Genomic DNA, 17,617 nt, shown 5'->3' with positions numbered 1-17,617 from the left:
CCGGGTGAGCGGGCGGGCCGCTCGGGTGAACGTCCGCCATATCCGCCCGAAACGGACACGCGCCGCGGCCGCCCGTCGCTAGCGTCCGGCGGCGGCGCGCAGTCCGTGCGCCCCAGCCTTCGAGGAGAACCGTGCGTATCGAGTGCGTGAGCAACCCCCACCTGAGGCGGGTGGCGATGGTGCCCACCCTGGCCCTCGTCGTCAGCGGTGTGTCCGCCGCGGGCGCGGTCGCCAACGACCTCCCTGCCGAGCCGGCCGCCGAGGTGCTCGCGGCGTCGAGAGGAGTCACCATCGTCTCCTTCGCTCCGACCCGGGCGTGTGCCAGGCTCGCGCCATGCCGACGGACGACCTCGCCGACGTGCCCGCCACGACCGAGCCGGCCGGCGCCCCGCCGGTGACCGGCAGCGATGGGTCGGTCCGCGCCGAGCAGTGGCCCGCCGTCACGTTGGGGGAGCCCGCGCACCGGGTCTCGCCACGGGCGGTCGCCTACTGGCGCGTGTCCGCACTGGTCGGCTGGGTCGTGTTCCTCGCGGTCCTCGTGACCGCGTGGCTGCTGTGGCTCGACCACCTCGCCTGGCCGCCCTACGCGCTGGGCGCGGTCACGGCGTGGTCGGTCGTCCACGTCGTCGTCATGCCGCCGCTGCGGTACCGCGTGCACCGCTGGGAGGTCACACCCGTGGCGGTGCGGACGCGGTCCGGGTGGATCGGGCGTGAGCAGCGGATCGCGCCCATGTCGCGTGTGCAGACCGTCGACTCGACGCAGGGCGCGATCATGCGGGCGTTCGGGGTGGCGTCGGTGGCCGTCACGACCGCCTCGGCGGCGGGTGCGATCACGATCGAGGGGCTCGACAGCGAGACCGCGGAGCGTCTCGCTGCCGAGCTGAGCGCCGTGACCGCCGCGACCCCCGGCGACGCGACGTGACGGACCCCGTCGCGGTCCGCGGCGGTACGGCGGACGGCGGGGGCGACGGCGACGTGTCGGGCGCGGGTGGGTCGGGGGCCGGTGAGCTCGCGGACGCCACGTGGCACCGCATCGACGGACGGATGGTCCTGATCACCGTCGTGACGCGGCTCGTGTCTCTGGCCGTCCCCGTCGGCGTCGTCGTGCTGCGGCTCGGTTCCGGTCAGGACGCGTGGTGGCAGCTCGCGCTCGCGGCGCTCGGCACGGTCGTCGCGATCGGATCCGCGGTCGCGTCGTGGCACGCGACGCGCTACCGGCTCGACGACGAGCGGCTCCAGGTCCGACGCGGCGTCCTCAACCGCAAGGTCCTCACGGCGCCGCTGGACCGCGTGCGCAGCGTCGACCTGGAGGCACCCCTGCTGCACCGCGTGCTCGGCCTCGCGAAGGTCACGATCGGCACCGGGAACGACCTCGAGCGCATCACGCTCGACTCGCTCGGGAAGGAGCAGTCCGCGCGGCTCCGTGAGCAGCTGCTGCGACGGAGCCGGGCGGCTCGCGGGACCGTGGAGGCGGTGGCGGCGGCCACGTCGTCCGACAGCGGGCGGCCGCCCGGGGAGGTGACGGCGGAACCGGCGGCGGTGCCCCTGCTCGGTGGTGCGGCGGGCGTCGGTGGTGCGGCGGGCGTCGGCGCGACGGCGGGCCTCGGCGCGACCGCCGACGGCCCTCCCCTCCCGGCCGCCGACGACGACGGCCGTACGTCGTCCGCGGCCGTGCTGGCCCGGCTCGACCCGTCGTGGATCCGGTACGCGCCTGCCCGGTGGCTCGGTGGCGGCGTGGTGCTCGTCGGGGGCGGCGCGGGCCTGTGGGCGCTGCTCGGGCAGACGGCGGTCGGGCGGTTCGTGACGGGCGTGCTGCCCGACTCGACCCCGGTGCTCGTCATGCTCGGCGTGGTGGTCGCCGTCGTCGGTGGTGCGCTGGTCGCGACGGCGCGCTGGGCGTCGACGTGGTGGGGCATGGCGCTCACGCGCGAGCCGGGTGGCACGCTGCACCTCCGCCGCGGGCTGACGACGACCTCCTCGACGACGGTCGAGGAGGCACGGATCCGCGGGCTCCAGCTCGACGAGCCGCTCCTGACCCGGCCGCTGCGTGGCGCCGAGCTCCAGGCGCTGACGACGGGGGTCGGGCTCGGTGGGACCGTCGCGCTGCTGCCGGTGTGCCCGCGCGACGTGGCGGTCGCCGTCGGCCGCGAGGTGCTGGGCGACGGCGACGACGGCGGCGACCCGTTGACGGCGCCGACCCGGCGGCACGGCCCTCGCGCGCGTCGTCGGCTGCTGGTCGGGGCAGTGGTCGACACCGTGGTGCTCACGGGGATCGCGGCCGCGGTGGTCGCGTGGCGCGGCTGGGACGTGCGGTGGCTCGTCCTGGGGGTGCTCGTGCTGGCGCTGTCGCTCGCGCTCGCGGAGGTCGAGCACCGGCACCGCGGCCACGCGCTCGCGGCCGGTCACCTGGTCGTCACGTCCGGGCGGCTACGTCGACGCCGGACCGTGCTGCACACGCGCGGAATCATCGGCTGGACGCTCGAGGAGTCGGTGCTGCAGCGGCGGCTCGCGCTGTGCACGCTCACGGCGACGACGGCTGCGGGTCCCGAGGCGGTCGCGGTCGAGGACGTGCCGGTGGTCGACGCCGTGGCGCTCGCGACGCTCGCGACGCCCGACGTGTGGGTCGGCGTCGGCCGGAGCTGACCAGCGGCGGGTGCTGACCGCCGGCGGCCTCAGCGGAGGTCGGTGCGGAACTCCGTCCCGGCGACCCGCACCAGGAGGTGCGAGCCCGGCGGCAGGCGGACGGGGCGCGGTGCGCGCCGGACCTGGGCGGCGGTGCGCGGGACGGCGTCGGGGAGGACGCCCGGGTGGCGGATGGGTCGCTGCACTCGTCGGCTCCTGGGGTGGCGGTGGCCCACGGTATCGATGCGGGAAGGCCGTCGGGGAAGGATGACCGGGTGGAGGTCGTCTGGGCGGTGGTCACGGTGGTCGCGGCGGTGCTCGTCGCGGTCGGGTGGGCGGTGCGCGGGGTCGTCGTGGTCACGGACCGCACCCGCCGACGCGCGGGCGCGCCGCGGTGGCCGCTGGGCGGCCGACCGTGGGTCCGGGTGGTGGGCGACGGTCGCCTGGCGTGGGTGTGGACGGTCCTGCTGGCCGGTGCGGTCGCGCTGCTCGTGCGCGCTCGTGGCGACGAGGTGCCGGTGGTCGCCGTCGTGGCGTCGTCGATCACCTACGGGCTCGCGTGGGCGGTGACGGCGGGCGTCTGGGCGCTCGTCCGGGAGCGCCGTGCGACCGGACGGACCGGCCTGGGCCTCGCGCAGTGGCGCATGCTGCTCAGCGTGCTCCTGGGCGCGCTGGTGGTGTCGGCGTGGGCGGTGGATGCGTGGCTGCGGTCGGGCGGGTGACGGGCCGGGACGGGCGGACGGCGGGGACGGTCGGGCGGCCGGGGACGACGATGTAGCCGTCGTCGACGTCGCCGATGACGCGCATGCGCTCGTCCCTCGTGCCCCAGAGCCAGGCGAGGTAGGCGCACAGGACCGCGTCGACCTCGTCCTCGACCGCGCCGAGGTGGAACGGCCGGGTCGCCGCGGCGACGGCGTCGCGGATCTGCGCCCAGCGTGACGACGTGCTGAGGAGCAGCGGGGCGTCGAGGTGCTGCTCCATCAGGTCCATGAGGCGCAGCAGCTCGTCGCGGCACGCCGTCACCGACCGGCCGCGCTTGCGCTTGTACCGGAGCACGGTCGGCAACCCGAAGAGCGTGATGGTCGCGGGGTGCGGGTAGACCTCGATCGCGACGGACACGTCGGTCCGGTGCCGGCTCGCGGGGTCGACGTCCCAGCCGTGCCGCTCGCTGAGCGCGAGCCCTCGCGGCCGCTGGAAGAGCGGGTTGGCGCGGTTCGACGAGTGCGCACCCGCGTAGTACGGCCCGAACTCGGCGTTGACGAGCCGCTCGCACGTGCGCTGACCGCTGTCGTTCGGGACGACGAGCGGGGCGTCGATCGCGGCGACGACGCGGCCGGTGGAGGCCGAGGCGACGAACGCGTCGACGTCGTCGTCGGACCGGACGCTCGCCGACGCGACCAGCGCGCCGTCGTCGTCCAGGGCGGCGAGGCCGGTGCGGTTGCGGGCGGACCACGCGAGGTCGATGCCGAGGTAGGTGGTCATCTCAGGCGACCGCGGACGAGGGCGGGTCGTCGCCGGTGAGCACGCGCCGACGATAGGGGACGCCAGGCGCCGACGACGACCGGGGAGCGCGGTGGGGCTCGGCCACGAGCACGGTCGGTCACGGCGGCAGGACCCCGGCGGCAGAGCCCCGTGCCGGCCGGTCCGTCCGGTCACGTCGACGTGGTCCGCGGACGGTGTTCACCGGCCGGGAACATGCGGTTCAGCCCGGCCTGGGACAGTCCGCGAGGAGACCGCTGCACCGTGCAGCCGGCCCGTCCGGAGGAGCGCCATGCCCTGGTACGACCAGTCACGCCCGCCGCTGGCGATCGCCCACCGCGGCGACCACCGCGAGCACGTGGAGAACACGCTGCCCGCCATCGAGGCCGCCGCCCGAGGCGGCGCCGACATGATCGAGATCGACGTCCAGCTGGCCGGTGACGGCGAGGTCGTCGTCGTGCACGACGCCACGCTCCAGCGGCTGTGGGGGGACCCCCGGCCGGTCGCGGCCCACACCACGGAGTCGATCCGGGCGCTCGGTGCGGGTGACCGACGCATCCCGACGCTGCGTGAGGCGCTCGAGGTCTCGCGGGACACCGGCGTGCCGCTCGTGATCGACCAGAAGACGCCGGAGGCCGCGGCGGCGGCGCTGCGCGTCGTCGAGGACGCCGGCCTGGTGCGGGCGACGTGGTTCTGCGGCGAGCTCGCCGGGCTGTGGAACGTGCGCGGGGCCAGCGCCGCCGCCCAGCTGTTCCTCAACTCGATCGGCCTGACCCCGCCGGACGTGCGGGTGCTCGGGCTCCTGCGCCCGGACATGTACAACCCGGAGCACACCACGCTCGCGCCCGTGCTGGTGCGCGCCCTGCACGCGCTCGGCATCGGCGTCTCGTGCTGGACGGTCGACGACCCGCGCGACCTGGAGCGCCTCCTCGGGATGGGCGTCGACGCCGTCATGTCCGACGACCTCCCGACGGCGCGCGCGCTCGTCGACGCCCGCGACTGGCGGGCGGTGGCACGGCACGAGCTCGCCGTCGCGGTCGGCGCCTGAGACGGGTCACGGGACGGGAAGGGCCCGATCGGACGCGAGCACCGCGTCCGGTCGGGCCCGTCGTCGGTGGGCCGCGGCGACTCGTCGGTACGGCCGGGGCGACTCGTCGGTCGGGCCGGGGCGACTCGCCGGTCCGGCCGGGGCGACTGCCCCGCCGCTCAGGTCAGCGCGTCGCCGTCGGGCCCGAACAGCAGGACCTCGCCGACGTGGACACGCAGGGCGAGGGTCTCCCCCTCGGTCACGGGCGTCCGCTTGTCGGTGCGGACGACGAGCCGGTCGGACCGGGTCGTGACACCGGGTGTGAGGCCGAGGGCCTCGGCGTGGACGAACGTCTCCGCGCCGGTCCGCTCGACCCGCACCACGCGGGCCGTCAGGTGCCCGGGCTCTGTCGCCCGGCTCGGGTCGACGAGGTCGAAGCCCTCCGGCCGAATCCCGAGGGTCACCTCGGAGGGCGCGTGCACGCCGACGCCGATCTCGAGCGCCGGGCCGACGACGGCGCGGCCGTCGCGCACCGGCACCGCGTCGAGCAGGTTGATCGCCGGGGACCCGAGGAACCCGGCGACGAACGTGTTGACCGGCCGCTCGTACAGCTCCGTCGGCGTGCCGACCTGCTGGAGCCGGCCGCCGTGCAGGACGCACACCCGGTCGCCCATGGTCATGGCCTCCGTCTGGTCGTGCGTGACGTAGACCGTCGTCGTGCCCAGCCGGCGCTGGAGGCCGGCGATCTCGGCGCGCGTCGACACCCGCAGCTTCGCGTCCAGGTTCGACAGCGGCTCGTCCATGCAGAACACCTGCGGCTCGCGCACGACCGCGCGGCCCATCGCGACCCGCTGCCGCTGACCGCCGGACATGCGTGCGGGCCTGCGGTCGAGGACGTCCTCGAGCTGGAGCATGCGCGCGGCCTCGGCGACCCGACGGCGGATCTCGTGCCTCGCGACGCCCGTGTTGCGCAGCGCGAACGCCATGTTCTCCCCGGCCGTCATCGTCGGGTACAGGGCGTAGCTCTGGAACACCATCGCGACGTCCCGGTCCCGCGCCCGGCGCCCCGACACGTCGACGCCGTCGATGAGCACGCGGCCGCCGTCGACGGGCTCGAGGCCCGCGAGCATCCGCAGGCTCGTGGACTTGCCGCACCCGGACGGCCCGACGACGACGAGGAACTCGCCGTCGTGCACCTCCAGGTCGAGCGCGTCCACCGCCGGTCGCGGGCTCGCCGCGTAGGAGCGCGTCGCCGCCTCGAAGGTCACTGCCGCCATCTCGTCACCTCTTCCTGCGTGCGGACTCCGCCCGCTCTGCGCCTGCGTGGGTCACGGGGCTGCGCCCGGGCCGGCTCACCGGGCCCGGGCGCAGCCCGCGGCTCACAGGTGGGGCTCGATGTCCCGCTCGAACACCGTGCGGGTCTCCTCGTCGAGCTCGGCGAACACCGTCTCGACGTCCTCGCCGCCGGTGGTGATCCGGTCGAGGGCCGCGCCGATCCGCGCACCCCCGCCGGGCACGAAGACCCGGGCGTTGTCCTGCGACTGCGTCACGGCGAGCTGCTCGAGGGCCGTCCGGAAGTTGGGGTGCTCCTCGAGGTAGCCCTGGGTGTCCGGGTGGTCGACGGCGTCCTTGCGCACCGGCATGTAGCCGGTCGCCTGGCTGAACGTCACCGTGCTGTCCGAGCCCGTGAGGAACGCGACGAGCTCCATCGCGGCCTGCCGGCGCGCGTCGTCGATCCCTGCGGGGATGCCGATCCCCGCGCCACCCGTCGTCACGCCCGGCTGCGGGCCGGGGAGGAAGGCCGTCGCGAAGTCGAACTGCGCCGCCTCCGTGAGGCCCGAGAGCGAACCCGTCGACTGCAGCAGCGCGGCGGCCTGACCGGCGCCGAACTGGTTGTTCGCGTCGTTGCTGATGGCGATGTGCCCGGCCTGGACCTGGTCCTGGAGGAACTGCCCCGCCTCGATCGACCCGGGCGAGGAGAACGTGGGCTCCCAGCCGTCGGAGTACGCCCCGCCGAACGTCCAGACCATCCCCTGGAAGTACCAGTCGAGGTAGTTGGAGCCGTCGGGGACGACCAGCGGCGCGACGTCCGGGTCGGTCGCCTTGAGCTGGGCGGCCCAGCCGGCGAACTCCTCCCAGGTCTCCGGGCCGCGGTCGGGCAGACCGGCCGCCTCCCACATCTCGCGGTTGTAGTAGAAGATCGGCGTCGAGCGCGCGTACGGCAGGGCGTAGTGCGCACCGTCGAACGCGTAGTCCTCACGCAGCGCGTCGACGTAGCCCTCGGAGTCGACGTCGAGCTCCTCCCACAGGTCGTCCATGGGGGCGAGGGCGTCGTTCAGGGCGAAGTTGAACCAGGTGACGTCGGAGACGACGACGGCGTCCGGGAGGTCACCGCCGGCGAGCGAGGCGTTGAAGCGCTGAGCGAGCTCCTCGTAGTTCGCGCCCGCGGTCACGAGGTTGACCGCGATCCCGGTCTCCTCCTCGAAGGCCGCGAGGAGCTCCTCCTCGACCTCCTTGGAGTCGCCCGGGTGGTTGCTCCAGAACGTGAGCTCCTGGACGGCGTCGCCGTCGGCCGGGGTCGCGCCCCGCACCCCGGAGCCCTCCGAGGTCGTGCTCCCGGTGCCTGCGCACGCGGCGAGCGCCAGGGTGAGCCCGCCGGCGACGAGGCCGGTGCCGATCCGTCGGATCGAGGTCATGGATGTCCCTTTCGGTGGTGATCGGTGTTGTCGTGCGAGGTGCCGTCGGGGGCGGGGTGGCCCCAGGGCTCAGCCCTTGACGGCTCCGGTCGTGAGGCCCTTGATCATGTGGCGTTGGAGTGCCACGAAGACGACGAGGATCGGCGTCATCGTGAGCACCGTGCCCGCCATCACGGGCCCCCAGTTGGTGAGCCCCTCGGCGTCCTGGAGCTGGGTGAGCCCCACGGGCAGCGGGGCGACGGACTCGTCGTCGGCCATGAGGAGCGGCCACAGGTACTGGTTCCACTCGTTGACGACCGTGATGAGGGTGAACGCGACGACGGTCGGCCAGGACATGGGCAGGACCACCCGCCACAGGGTCCGCAGGGGACCGGCCGCGTCCATCTCGGCGGCCTCGAGGATCTCCCGGGGCAACGAGACGAAGTGGTTGCGCAGCAGGAACGTCCCGAAGGCCACTCCCGCGAGCGGGACGATGATCCCCGCGTAGGTGTTCCGCCAGCCGAGGCCCGCGACGAGCGCGTAGTTGCTGATCATCGTGATCTGGTTCGGGACCATGAGCGCGGCGATGACGAACAGCAGGACCGCGGTGCGGCCCGGGAACCGCAGGAAGGCGAGCGCGAACGCCGACAGGACCCCGAGCACGACCTGGACCACCGTGAGGACGACCGTGATGATCACGGAGTTGCGGAGGAAGTCGGTGAACGCGACACCGCTGCCCACGGCCGAGAAGTTCTCGAGCACCACCGGGTCCGGGACCCAGGTCACGGGGACCGTGTAGATGTCCGGCCGCTCCTTCAGGGCCGAGACGAGGATCCAGTACAGCGGGAGCGCGACGACGACCACCACGAGCAGCATCGCGAGGTAGCCGCCGAGCGCACGGACCGGCGTGCGCCGCTCGTGCGGTGCGCCCGCCGGGGCCGCCGACCGGGCGGTGCGCCACGACGTCGTCGTCACCGCTCCTCACCTCGCCGCATCACGAGGACCTGGACCGCGGTGATGAGCAGCAGGGCGAGGAACATGATCGTCGCGACGGTCGCGCCGTAGCCGGCGCGGAGGTTGACGAACGTCTCCTGGTAGACCTGGTAGACCATCGTCGTCGTGCCGTCCCCGAGCGGACCGCCCCGCGTCATCGTGTGGATCACGTCGAACACCTGGAAGCTGTTGAGCAGGACGGTGATGAGCAGGAAGAACGTCGCCGGGCGCAGCTGGGGCCACGTCACGCGGCGGAACGCCGTCCACGTCGACGCGGCGTCGATCTCCGCCGCCTCGTCCAGGTCACGGCGCCTGCCCTGGAGCGCGGCGAGGTAGATCACGAACGTGTACCCCAGGTTCTTCCACACGTACGTGACGGTGACCATGAACAGCGCCCACGACGGGTCCTGGTAGAACGCGGGCGGCTCGGCGCCGACGCGGCGCAGCAGGTCCTGGACGAGGCCGAACGTGGGGTCGAAGACGAACTGGAACGCGACGCCGACCGCGGCTCCCGCGAGGACGAACGGCGCGAAGACGAGCGACCGGACGGCGTCGCGCCCGACCAGCTTCTGGTCCAGCAGGAGCGCGAGCGCGAGCCCCAGGACGATCGACCCGACGACGGCGGCGCCGGTGAACACCACGGTGTTCCACACGACCGTGCGGCTGCCGGCACTGGTGAACCACTCGACGTAGTTGTCCCAGCCGATCCAGGTCGCCGTCGGCGAGGAGATGTTCCAGCTCGTGAACGACAGGCGGATGTTGTCCGCGAGCGGCCGGTAGGTGAAGACGGCCAGCAGCACCAGGTTCGGCAGCAGGAACGCTGCCGCGACGAGGCCGTCGCGCCACCGGTACGGCAGGTGCCCGGGGAGCCGGCCGCGGACGGCGGGGCCTCCGGTCGGCCCGGTCGGGGCTGGGGCCGGACCGCCAGCTCTCGACGGGTTGCCCGGCACCCCCTGCGCGCCAGGCGCCTCGATCGTCGGTCCCGCACTCACGAGAGGCGACACTGTCCGGCGCGGATGAGGCGCGACCGAACTCGCCCGCACCTCCGCGTGTCCCGACGGTGAACTTCGTGTCACGGAGGTGCGGGGCGGTGGCGACGGGCGGATGCGCGCCACGCGAGAGGCGTCACGGTGAAGCGTGGTCCGCGGACGGGCCGGCCGAGTCGGGTGAGCGCACCAGACCGAAGAGCATCCTCCATCCGTCGGGAGTGTGCGCGACGACGATGTCGAACAGGACGTGCTGCGCGTTCGCGGACCCGACCACCGCACCTTCCGGGTCGACGCGCTGCATCGGTTCACTCGTCAGCTCGAACGTGAAGCCGTAGACGCCCTGGTCCGGGTCGACCTCGAACGGGACGGGGATCCCCATGGCGGTCTCTCCACCCACGGTCGAGTCACCGATCCCGAAGATGGCCGCGACGTTCGCGGCGGTCAACCAGCACCACTTGCAGGCTTGCTCGCTGATCCGGATCCACTCGGTGAGGTCACCCGTGCGGAAGGCGTACCGCTCGAGCTCGACGAAGTAGGCGGCTGCAGCGGCTGCTCCCAGGTCGTCGGTGCGGTCCATCGCCCTCGGCCGCTCGGGGTGACCCGGAGGGCGCTGCTCGGCCGACTCATCCGTCGCCTCGACCGCGGGTCCGGTCGTGGCTGCGTCGTCGACGGGCTCGTCATCACGGCCGGATGCAGACAGGTCGACACGTTCCTTCTCGGCGCGGGGAGGTGCGGGGTCGGGAACGCAGGCCCCGGTCAGCAGGGCGGTGATGGCGACGACGACGGCCATGGCGTAGCGGGTTCTCCTGGTCACGGGCGTGACGCTAGGAGCGTGCGGCGTGGCGGGTACGGCGGGCCCCCTCGGACTGTGTGCGGGACGGGATCCACAGGTCCAGCCGATCGAGACGCCCAGACCGACCCGGCGGCTGGGCTCTCGTGGTCCGTGCGCGGGATTCCGCGCGATGTCCCCCGTTCGATTCATCCAGGTTCCGCCAGCGCCGGCCGATGGTCCTTGCGTGACCGTCCCGCCCGACCATCTCCCTCGCTCTCCGAGCGGACGCGTGCCGCAGTGGGTGGTCGACGAGGCGGCGGGGCGTCGGGGTGCGCCGACGACGTGGCGCGCGGCTCCGTCCGGTGCCTCGGTGCCGCGGGCCGCGCGGCGACGCACGCGTCGAGGCTCGCGTCGAGGCTCGAACGTCGGCGCCGTCGTGCTGACGGTGGTCGTCGTCGGCGGGGCGTGGTGGCTGACGTCGGGAGCGCCGGGCCTCCCGCCCGGTGTGATCGCCGCCGCACCCGGCGGTGCGGCGGTCGACGGACCTGGCGGCGACGGGCGCGGGCTCACGGGCGGCATCGTTCAGGACGGACAGGGGCGGCCGGACGCGGTCCCGCCCTCGGCGGAGGTGGTCGCGCTCGCGGACGAGGCCTTCCTCTCCGAGGAGGGTCGGGCACTGCTGTACGCGAACCGCGTGGAGGTGCTGGACGCGGCGTCCTTCGCGGGGCGCTGCATCTTCGGGCCGTCGCTGCGTCCCGCCCCGGCCGGCGGCGCGGTCGGCTGCCACGTCCCCCTCGAGCGGTCGGTCGTGGTCTACGCCCCCGCCGACCCGAGGGCCCGCGGGTTCGTCGTGAACACGCTCGCCCACGAGACGCTCCATGTCGCGTGGGTCGCGCTCAGCCCCGACGACCGTCACCGGCTGACCCCGCTCCTCGAGACCGAGATCGCCGCCGTCCCGGCGGACGACCCGATCCACGAGCAGATCGCGGGCTCCGTCGGCACCAACCCCGACGCGCGTCCGACCGAGCTGTTCGCGTACCTGGGCACCCAGGTGTGGCGCGAGGGTGGGCTCGCACCCGAGCTCGAAGCGGTCTACGCGCGGTTCGTCACGGACCGCGCGGCACTCGTGGCGGTCCACACGACGTTCCAGGGCGAGCTCGACCGGATGGTCGCCGACGTCGAGGCGGCGTACCGGTCCGTCGCCGAGGTGGAGTCGTCGAACGCCCAGGCCAGGGCGCAGCACCACGCCGACGCCACCGCCGTCGAGAGCTACCGCACCCAGTACGACGTGCAGGTCGCCGAGCTGGCGGCGATGCCCGTCGCGGAGCGCGAGCGCCTCCTGCTCAGCTGGGTGTGGTGGGACGGGACCGAGCTCCCGATGGCGCCCGCCGACGACACTCTCAACCGGGCGGCCGAGCTGCTGGCGCGCGACGACGCCTCGTTGCGATCGCGGGACGAACAGCTGCGCGCCGCGGAGGCGGCGGCGGGTGCGGAGCACGCACGCGTCGACGCGCTCGCGGAGGACCTGCGCGCGCTGCAGGCTGAGCTCGACCCGGCGAGCCCGACGGACTGACGCGGGTTGCAGGCCGCGGCGCCGGTCGTGCGCTGGGGGACGGGATGCGTCAGCGGTCGGCGACGAGGCGGGACGGAGCGTCCTCGACGGTGGCGGTGAACGGTGCCGACGTCGTCGTCGCGGTGCCGGTGACCGGGAGCCAGGGTCCGTCGTCGGCGACCCGGTACTCGCCGCGCCAGGTGGTCGTGACCCGGACCTCGTACGTGCCGACGTCGGCGTACGGGCGCGAGACCGTGTGGTCCGGGTACGGGGCGCCGGCGCTGTCGGTCACCAGCGGCAGCTCGCCGTCGCCGAAGTCCCACGACCAGCGGACCGGCGTGACCCGCACCGTCACCGGCACCCCGAGCACCGACGTGGTGAGCTCTTGCGGGGTCGGATCGGTGTAGACGATCAGGTCCTTCCCGACCAGACCCCGCCCGTCGACCGGCTGGTACCGCGGGACCGACGGGGTGATCGGCAACCGGCGCAGGTCCTCCTGCCGCACGACCACGACCGCGCCGCCCTCCTCGAGGCAACCGCCCTCGTCGACCAGCTGCCAGTCGCCGACCGGGTCGCCCGTCGCAGGGTCGACCGAGGAACGCAGGAGCGGGTCGACGCCGGTGGTGCCGTCGTCGCAGACCCGGCGGACGACCAGGCCGGCGTCGTCGCCGACGCAACGACCGTCGCCGAGCGTGTCGCGGTCGGGCTCCTCACCCGTCCAGTGCGAGACGGAGCCGAAGTCGCAGCCACCGACCGGGATGCGGCGGTAGACGTGGTCGTCAGGCTGCGTTCCGGGCCTACTCGTGCGGCCATCCGTTCCTCTGATGAACACGTTCGAGCCGTCAAGGTCTCCCGAGAAGCGGTCCTCCCCGCTACCGGAGGTAGCAGCCAACACCACGACGAGCCCCGCCACGACAAGCGGTGAAGCCGTCACGAGGCGCTCTTCTCGGACCCGGCGACAGACAAGAGGCCCCACTCGCCGTTCACGGGCATCACATCAAGCACGAGGAACCCGTGGCCCACCGCCAGGTCGGCCACGACCTCGCCCGCAGCATCCAACTCCTGCCCAGGGCCCGCGCTGTACTCGATCTCGACGGCATACCCGTTGAGGGCGGGGTCGTGGCCCACTACCGCTGGCTCCCCTGTCGTGGTCTCTGCCCCGACGTAGCGGCCGCCGCTGCCGTAGACGCGCACGGCGGCGTCGCGCTTGTTCTGGCAGAACCCGCAGTCCGCCAGACTGATCTTGTCCCACTGCTGCAGGTCACCCGTTCGGAACACGTACTCCTCGACAGCGAGGAAGTACTCCGCCGCAGCCACCGCGCCGACCTCGTCCATCCGCTCCATCTCGGCGGGGCGTTCCGGCGCGGTGATCGGCTCCTCGGTCGGGGTCGGAGTGGCCTCCGGGACGGACGGTGACGGGTTCACCGTCCACCTCGGCGTCGGCTCGCCCGCCGGCTCCCCCGAGCACCCGACCACCCCAGCGGCCAGCACGACGGCGAGCGCGATCGAAGCCCGATGTCGTCGTCGAGCCCCGGCATGCGGGCGCGCCTGTGTCCGTTTCGTCCCCCTGCTCACGAGCACCGGAACGTAGCAGCGGACGGATCGCGCGCACAGGACTCCCGAGCCCCTGTGGACGAACTGGCGTCCCGCAGCTCGTCACCAGACCTCGGAGGCCCCCGTCCGCGTCACCCGCAAGCCGCTCGTCGCACCTCGTCCGCGCCAACCGAGCGGCCGAGGCCTCAGAACCGTTCGTCGTCGAGCGCTGCCCAAAGAGCAGACGGGACGTCGGCCTCCCGTGGCAGAGGAAGGTCAGCGACCGGCCGACGAGCCGCTCTGGCGAGCCCGGCATCGAGCGCCGCACGGAGCGAGGAGTCATGCACGGGCACCAACCGCGCGACCGGTCGTCCCCCGTCCGCGACGGTGAGCACCTCCCCGGCTGCTGCGCGCGCGACGTACCCGGAAGCGTGCGTCTCGAGCTCGGCGATCTCGATGACGTTCGTCATGCCACCCATGGTGGCGCCCCGCCGAGCGTCGGAACACCCCGCGGAGTTCACACCACCCCGACCCACAGCCCGTCCCGCGCGCGCGTCATCGCGACGTACAGCTCGCGCCGCAGCCGCTCCCACCGCTCGCGCTCGGTGTCGTCGGCGGGTGGAGTCGCGTCGCCGATCTGCGTCGCGCGCACGTCGGGCAGCAGCACCTGCTTGAACTCGAGCCCTTTGGCGCGCTTGATCGTGCCGATCTTGACGGCGTCCGTCTGCGACCCGTCGTAGTCCTCGAGCATCACGACCGGGGCACCGTCGGCCCTGAGTGCCTCCGCGGCCCGCTGGGCCGCGCGGCGCGACATGCACAGGACGCCGACGTCGCCGGGCCGCGTGCCGACCTCGCGGACGACGGCCCGCGCCCGCGCCACCAGACGGGCGTCGCGCTCCCGCCACGACCGGCAGTGGTCGATGACCGGCTCGGGCCCGGTGCGCGGCACGTTGGCCGGTGTGTCGCCGCGCGCGAGCACGCCCTCGATGTCGGCGAACTCGTCGTCGGCGACCATGCGGGACGCGAAGGCGAGGATCTGCGCGGTGTTCCGGTAGTTGACGTCCATGACGACGCCGCGTCCCGCCAGGGAGATCCCCACCTCAGCGAGTGTGTAGCCACCCGGGTAGATGGACTGCTGGCCGTCGCCGATCAGGGTGAACCCATCCGCCGCGTCTCCGACGAGCCCGTAGAGCATCCGGACCATCGCGCAGCTGAGATCCTGCGCCTCGTCGACGATCACCGACGAGTACCCGGTCAGCGGTTCACGCCGCAGCTCCGCCTCGGCGAGCAGGATCACGTCGGCGTAGTCGTGCACCCGACGCCGTCGCAGCTCGTCGTCGTAGGCGCGGTGCAGGTCCCAGACGGCGCGCCGCTGCTCGACGGTGAGGCGGTGCCGTCGGCCCGTCCGGGCGACGTCCGCGTACGCCGTGACGTCCTGGACGCCGCGGCCCTTGAGCACGTAGTCGATCTCCTCGCGCCAGTACCCCGGGCCGTGGGTCGCCGCGGCGAGCAGACCGTGCCGGCCGACGGCGTCCCAGGCGGCCGCGAACGCCTCGTCGGCAAGCGCGGGCTTGAGGTTGACCCCCACGCCGCGCTCCTTGAGGAGCGTCAGCGCGAAGCCGTGAACACCGGTGAAGTGGACCTTCTCGACGACGTCGGGCGCCATCCTCCCCAGCATCTGGCGCATCACCGCGGGGAGCGTCCGCACGAAGGTCGTGACCAGGACCCGGCCGGGACGCGTGCGCGCCAGGTAGGCGGCGCGGTGCAGGCCGACGACGGTCTTGCCCGTGCCTGCCGAGCCGCGGATCCGAGCCGGCCCGTTGAACGACCGCCGCACGAGCTTCGCCTGGTAGGGGTGGAGGAACGACATCCACTCCTCGATGGGGCTCGCGAGGATGCCCTCGAGCAGCGCGGCCTGGACCTCGTCGTCGGAGAGCAGCGCCTCCTGCACCGGCTCGGGTGGCGGCGCGACGACGGGCTCGGGGACGACGACGTTGACCGGCGCCGGTGCGTTCACCTGCGGGAAGAGCGTCAGGGCCCGCCCGAGGACGACGTCCACTTGGCTCGGCGTGAGGCGGTTTCCGAAGGACGCGACGTGGCGCAGCACGTCCTTCTCGCCGACGACCCGCACCGGGCCCACCGACTCGTTGATCCCCTGCCGACCCGCGAGGACGACGACGGCCCGCACCTCCCCCGGTGCGAGACCGACCTCGGCGAGGTCGCCCTCGGCGGTGTATCCGAGGTCCGCCAGCGCCATGACGTCGTCGGTGACGTCCTCGTCGCCGCGGTGGATCCGCCCACCGTGGATCGACACGTCCTTCCACGCCTTCGTGTCGACGATGAACACACCACCTGGCCCCACGACGACGAGGTCGACCTGCGCGCGACGCGACCCGGGCCAGCGGCGGTCCGCGAGGAGGTGGTGTCCGACGGCGGTCAGCGGGGCCAGCGCCAGTGCGGTGCGCTTCTCGGTGACCTCGGCGACCCCGTAGCGGGCGGCCGTGGCGCGCGCCTCGGCGGCGGCCTGTGCGTGGGCGTCGGCGAGCGCGAGCTGGCGGCGCGCCTCGGCGCCGGCTGAGTCCCCTGCGGGCATGTGATGTGCCTCCCTTGGGAGGGAGATCGGCATGACGATGCCCGGAGTTGATCGCTAGGGGAAGCAAGTTGCTCCCGGTGACCCGCACGGCCCTTGCGCTTGAGGACCAGCGGCGCTCAGCTTGAGGCATGGAGTCCGTTGGCGTACTTGAGGCTGCCCTCGAAGCGGCGTTTGCCCAGTACGACGTGGAGGGTGAGCGACGACTTCGGGTGCGCTTCGACATGGCGCACTCGCGGCACGTCACCGTTCGGGATGGTCGCCGCTACGACGCCGACATTTTGGGGTCACTCATCTTGGCGCAAGCGAGTTCCCGCCTTGCTCGGCTCGTGACGGACTCACCCGCTGCACTTGTCGAAGCATCGGGCGAGAAGGTCCGCTCTCTGGCCGCGTGGAGCCGGGAGGATGAACTCGCGTGGCGAATGAGCGTCTGGGACGCCGTACGCGAGAACGACGCCGACGCACGGTGGCTGCGCGAGCGTGGGGTTTACGGTGGGATGCAAGGCATCTGGGTCGACGCCGAACGGACTCGCGCGCTACGGGATCTCGGGGTGGCTGTAGCCGTACGCCATACGGGTCGACATTACGCAGACGACATCGACGATCGCATGGCGATCTACTACTACCCCCGCACCGCGCGACCAGCCTCGCGGGACATGAACGAGGTCGAAGCCGTCAAGAATGCTGCGGAGCTGCACCTGCCGATCTTCTTCATCGGCGAGGGACCCCGGGGGTTGCGGCCAGTTCGGTTGGCGTGGGTCATCGCGGCGGATGACCGGGCTGAAGTCTTCCTCCTCGAGTTCGCCGAGGCAGAGCCGCGCCACTTGGATGTAGACGAGTCCCGGCACCCCTTCGAGCTGACGGTGAACCGCCGCAGGTCTCGGTCGACAACCGAACGCCTGGTCCGGGCACCCGAGTTCAAGTACCGCGTCCTTGCACGGCACGGAGGTCGGTGTGCGGTCACCGGCCTTGGGATACCCGTGGTGCTCGACGCGGCCCACGTGGTTCCCGTTGCGGACGGAGGGTCCGACGACGAGCGCAATGGACTCCTGCTCACGGCAAACCTGCACCGCGCATTTGACGCGCACCTCTGGGCAATCGAGCCGAGCACACTGCTTCTACACGTAAGAAGACAGGGCCCCTCGCTATCTGAGCTCCAGGTCGACGCGCTCAGCCTCCGCTCCGACGTGCGGCCCCCGCACCGAGACGCACTCGAATGGCGGTGGCGCAAGTTTGCCCACTCAACGAGGAGTACAGACCTTGGCGACACGCTGGCTGACGCCCGGGTCTCAGGGCGGATCCAATAGCGGAACAGCGAAGCGCCTCGCTGATGATGCGTCAGCGAGGGTCTGACACCGCTCGCTCGAAGTCATGGACAGGAGGCT

General features: G+C 73.1%; 17 protein-coding genes. 6 read left to right on the top strand and 11 right to left on the bottom strand.

The genetic code is table 11. The features are described 5' to 3' along the window. Positions 1-334: 334 nt before the first annotated feature. Both IEV86_RS07155 and IEV86_RS07150 read left to right on the top strand, forming a co-directional pair. Positions 335-922 carry a PH domain-containing protein gene (locus IEV86_RS07155; RefSeq protein WP_081978684.1) on the top strand — a complete coding sequence of 196 codons (588 nt, stop codon included), beginning with the start codon at positions 335-337 and terminating at the stop codon, positions 920-922. Continuing rightward, entirely contained in the window at positions 919-2,643 is a 1,725-nt protein-coding gene (locus IEV86_RS07150; protein ID WP_043605725.1) for a PH domain-containing protein, read from the top strand. Before IEV86_RS07155 ends, IEV86_RS07150 begins: the two co-directional genes overlap by 4 nt. A 29-nt stretch (positions 2,644-2,672) precedes the next feature. On the opposite strand, the gene IEV86_RS07145 is transcribed toward IEV86_RS07150, so the two are convergent. Further along, a complete protein-coding gene (locus tag IEV86_RS07145) occupies positions 2,673-2,828 on the bottom strand; it encodes a hypothetical protein (RefSeq protein WP_161784039.1) in 156 nt (51 codons plus the stop codon). 69 nt (positions 2,829-2,897) lie between these two features. Between IEV86_RS07145 and IEV86_RS07140 the strand changes: the two genes are divergently transcribed. Further along, positions 2,898-3,344, top strand: coding sequence for a hypothetical protein (locus tag IEV86_RS07140; protein WP_043605723.1), 447 nt, complete (start codon positions 2,898-2,900; stop codon positions 3,342-3,344). On the opposite strand, the gene IEV86_RS07135 is transcribed toward IEV86_RS07140, so the two are convergent. After that, on the bottom strand, positions 3,274-4,104 hold the full coding sequence (locus IEV86_RS07135; protein ID WP_052426151.1) for a DUF429 domain-containing protein: 831 nt from the start codon (positions 4,102-4,104) through the stop codon (positions 3,274-3,276). The two genes, IEV86_RS07140 and IEV86_RS07135, sit on opposite strands and share 71 nt — an antisense overlap. A 289-nt stretch (positions 4,105-4,393) precedes the next feature. Between IEV86_RS07135 and IEV86_RS07130 the strand changes: the two genes are divergently transcribed. Next, a complete protein-coding gene (locus IEV86_RS07130) occupies positions 4,394-5,149 on the top strand; it encodes a glycerophosphodiester phosphodiesterase (protein ID WP_052426150.1) in 756 nt (251 codons plus the stop codon). A gap of 158 nt (positions 5,150-5,307) precedes the next feature. Here IEV86_RS07130 and IEV86_RS07125 read toward each other — a convergent pair whose 3' ends face one another. The 5 genes from IEV86_RS07125 to IEV86_RS07105 all read right to left on the bottom strand — a co-directional run bounded on the left by IEV86_RS07125 (position 5,308) and on the right by IEV86_RS07105 (position 10,599). Further along, positions 5,308-6,405 carry an ABC transporter ATP-binding protein gene (locus IEV86_RS07125; protein WP_043605721.1) on the bottom strand — a complete coding sequence of 366 codons (1,098 nt, stop codon included), beginning with the start codon at positions 6,403-6,405 and terminating at the stop codon, positions 5,308-5,310. A gap of 102 nt (positions 6,406-6,507) precedes the next feature. After that, positions 6,508-7,824, bottom strand: a complete 1,317-nt coding sequence (locus IEV86_RS07120; RefSeq protein ID WP_043605719.1) for an ABC transporter substrate-binding protein — start codon at positions 7,822-7,824, stop codon at positions 6,508-6,510. Positions 7,825-7,893: 69 nt separating this feature from the next. Next, the gene (locus IEV86_RS07115) at positions 7,894-8,778 is read right to left on the bottom strand and encodes a carbohydrate ABC transporter permease (RefSeq protein WP_043605717.1); all 885 of its coding nucleotides are present in this window, start codon (positions 8,776-8,778) and stop codon (positions 7,894-7,896) included. Next, positions 8,775-9,788: a carbohydrate ABC transporter permease gene (locus IEV86_RS07110; protein WP_229734535.1), complete on the bottom strand. Its 1,014-nt coding sequence runs from the start codon at positions 9,786-9,788 to the stop codon at positions 8,775-8,777. Before IEV86_RS07110 ends, IEV86_RS07115 begins: the two co-directional genes overlap by 4 nt. Positions 9,789-9,921: 133 nt before the next feature. Next, positions 9,922-10,599: a DUF6318 family protein gene (locus IEV86_RS07105; protein WP_152605623.1), complete on the bottom strand. Its 678-nt coding sequence runs from the start codon at positions 10,597-10,599 to the stop codon at positions 9,922-9,924. Positions 10,600-10,993: 394 nt separating this feature from the next. On the opposite strand from IEV86_RS07105, the gene IEV86_RS07100 reads away from it, so the two are divergent. Beyond that, a complete protein-coding gene (locus IEV86_RS07100; protein WP_188484607.1) occupies positions 10,994-12,130 on the top strand; it encodes a hypothetical protein in 1,137 nt (378 codons plus the stop codon). Between the two features lie 49 nt (positions 12,131-12,179). On the opposite strand, the gene IEV86_RS07095 is transcribed toward IEV86_RS07100, so the two are convergent. The 4 genes from IEV86_RS07095 to IEV86_RS07080 all read right to left on the bottom strand — a co-directional run bounded on the left by IEV86_RS07095 (position 12,180) and on the right by IEV86_RS07080 (position 16,235). Continuing rightward, positions 12,180-12,941 (bottom strand): PKD domain-containing protein, encoded by a 762-nt coding sequence (locus IEV86_RS07095; RefSeq protein WP_081978681.1) that lies wholly within the window; start codon positions 12,939-12,941, stop codon positions 12,180-12,182. A 98-nt stretch (positions 12,942-13,039) separates the two neighbouring features. After that, complete coding sequence (locus IEV86_RS07090; protein ID WP_161784038.1) at positions 13,040-13,534, bottom strand: DUF6318 family protein; 495 nt, start codon at positions 13,532-13,534, stop codon at positions 13,040-13,042. 314 nt (positions 13,535-13,848) lie between these two features. Next, a complete protein-coding gene (locus tag IEV86_RS07085; protein WP_161784037.1) occupies positions 13,849-14,112 on the bottom strand; it encodes a type II toxin-antitoxin system Phd/YefM family antitoxin in 264 nt (87 codons plus the stop codon). 47 nt (positions 14,113-14,159) lie between these two features. Continuing rightward, positions 14,160-16,235: a nuclease-related domain-containing DEAD/DEAH box helicase gene (locus IEV86_RS07080; RefSeq protein WP_043605711.1), complete on the bottom strand. Its 2,076-nt coding sequence runs from the start codon at positions 16,233-16,235 to the stop codon at positions 14,160-14,162. Positions 16,236-16,363: 128 nt separating this feature from the next. Here IEV86_RS07080 and IEV86_RS07075 point away from each other — a divergent pair, with 128 nt between their 5' ends. Then, positions 16,364-17,539: an HNH endonuclease gene (locus IEV86_RS07075; protein ID WP_052426147.1), complete on the top strand. Its 1,176-nt coding sequence runs from the start codon at positions 16,364-16,366 to the stop codon at positions 17,537-17,539. Positions 17,540-17,617: the final 78 nt, after the last annotated feature.

The organism is Cellulomonas carbonis (assembly GCF_014636275.1).
Classification (GTDB): Bacteria; Actinomycetota; Actinomycetes; order Actinomycetales; family Cellulomonadaceae; genus Actinotalea; species Actinotalea carbonis.
This window is presented reverse-complemented; position numbering and strand designations above follow the sequence as displayed.